The organism is Streptomyces sp. 2A115 (genome assembly GCF_052245575.1).
Lineage (GTDB): Bacteria > Actinomycetota > Actinomycetes > Streptomycetales > Streptomycetaceae > Streptomyces.
In genome coordinates, this window is the sequence record NZ_JBQQCG010000214.1 from 1 (window position 1) to 1,539 (window position 1,539).

A 1,539-nucleotide genomic window follows, 5' to 3' on the forward strand; every position below is an offset into this window, starting at 1 on the left:
CAGTAGTTCGTTAAATCCGGTGGTAGAGGTCAATGCCGTGTCCGGTGGTGACTGCGTCGATCAGGGCCTGGAGTTCGGAGGGTGGGTCCTTGTCCGTCCAGGCTTGCCACCACCGGTTGAGGGTGACGGCGGGGGTGAGCCAGGAACGGATGGCTCGTAAGGCCCTGGGCCAGCAGGGCTGTTGGGGCTGGTGGGGTCTGGTTGGTCCCCCTCTCTGGCCCCTCGTCGGGGCAGGGGTCCGGCGCGGTGGCATCCAGGGGTCCGGGTGGGGTGAACCATTGGTCCCAGCAGAAGGAGAAGGCGCAGTTGACGAGGGTCTGGTGGCGGCGGATGGCGCGGTCGGAGCGGACTTGGAAGTCGGCCCAGCCGAGTTCGTCCTTGATCTGTTTGTAGCTCTGCTCGATCCATGGCCGTAGGCCGTAGAGGCGCACGATCTCGGCGAGGTCGGCCGGTGGGTGCGGGCCGGTGGCGGCGTGGGGTGCATCAGGGTGGGGCAGGTTGGTGGCCAGGTACCAGGTGGCCTTCTCCGGCAGCCGGGCTGGGTCGGTGGTGGCCACGACCAGGCGGCAGGGTGAGTCGGGGCCGTAGCTGCCCAGGCGGGCATCGGCGGCCCACCAGGTCTCGGTGTGCCCGTCGCGGAAGTGCCGCTCAACGGGTGTCCAGTCGCCGGGACGCTGGGCATCGCGCCAGGTCAGGGCGCGGGCGGCCTCAATGGGAGTGTGCGGCTGGTCGGCCCGGGCCCAGGTGCCGCGGTGCGGCTTGAGTGCGACCACGTAGGTCAGGCCGGCCTCGCGCAGGGTGAGGTACCAGTCGTCGCTGACGGAGTAGGCGCAGTCGGCGACCACCGCCCGGCAGCCGAAGCCCGCCTCCTTGCCTCGGGCCGCGAGGGCAGCGGCCAGCTGCGGTTTCGTGCGGAAGGCCGGGTCGGAGCGGCCGCGGGCGAAGTGGTGGGCGGGGGTGTAGGGAGTGGCGTGCAGCGGGTAGTACACGCGGCCGTCAGTCCACACCGTGGTCACCGTGACGATGCCGTTGTCCGTCTTGCCGTACCGGCCCAGCCACTGCCGGCCCACGTGCGCGGTCGCGGTGCCGTCCTTGCGGTCCCCGGAGTCGTCGATCACGATGACCCCGCCGTCGTGCGGAGCCGTCGTCGGCTCCTTGCGTAGCAGTTCAAGCCGCCGGTCGTTGATCTGCTCGGCCTCCCAGGGCGACTCGGACAGGAAGAACTGCAGCCGCTGCACCCCCGGCTTCCCCGCACCGGCCACCGGCTCCGCCCCTGCCAGGCAGGTGATTGTCTTGTTCCGCTCCCGCGGCGCCAGCAGCCCGGTCAGATACTCACGAAACCCTCGCCGCTGTGCCAGGCTGAAGAAGAGGTCGTCGAACCGGGCCGCGTAGTCCTCCAACGGCCCCGGCGCGGGCGGACACGGACGGCGAGCAGTCATCTTCAGCCCCCGGCAAGGCAGTTGGCTCCTGCTACCGGCCTACGACCAGACCGACCCGTCGTCAATCCCCACCACCGCCGGATTTAACGAACTACCGGTA

At 70.0% G+C, this 1,539-nt stretch carries 1 protein-coding gene; it reads right to left on the reverse strand.

Annotated elements, in window-relative coordinates:
• Positions 1-29: 29 nt before the first annotated feature.
• Positions 30-1,439: an IS701 family transposase gene (locus ACTWQR_RS55640; protein WP_443234999.1), complete on the reverse strand. Its 1,410-nt coding sequence runs from the start codon at positions 1,437-1,439 to the stop codon at positions 30-32.
• Positions 1,440-1,539: the final 100 nt, after the last annotated feature.

Coding starts and splice junctions, on each gene's coding strand:
- ACTWQR_RS55640 (WP_443234999.1), bottom strand. CDS start 1,439: ATGACTGCTCGCCGTCCGTGTCCGCCCGCGCCGGGGCCGTTGGAGGAC.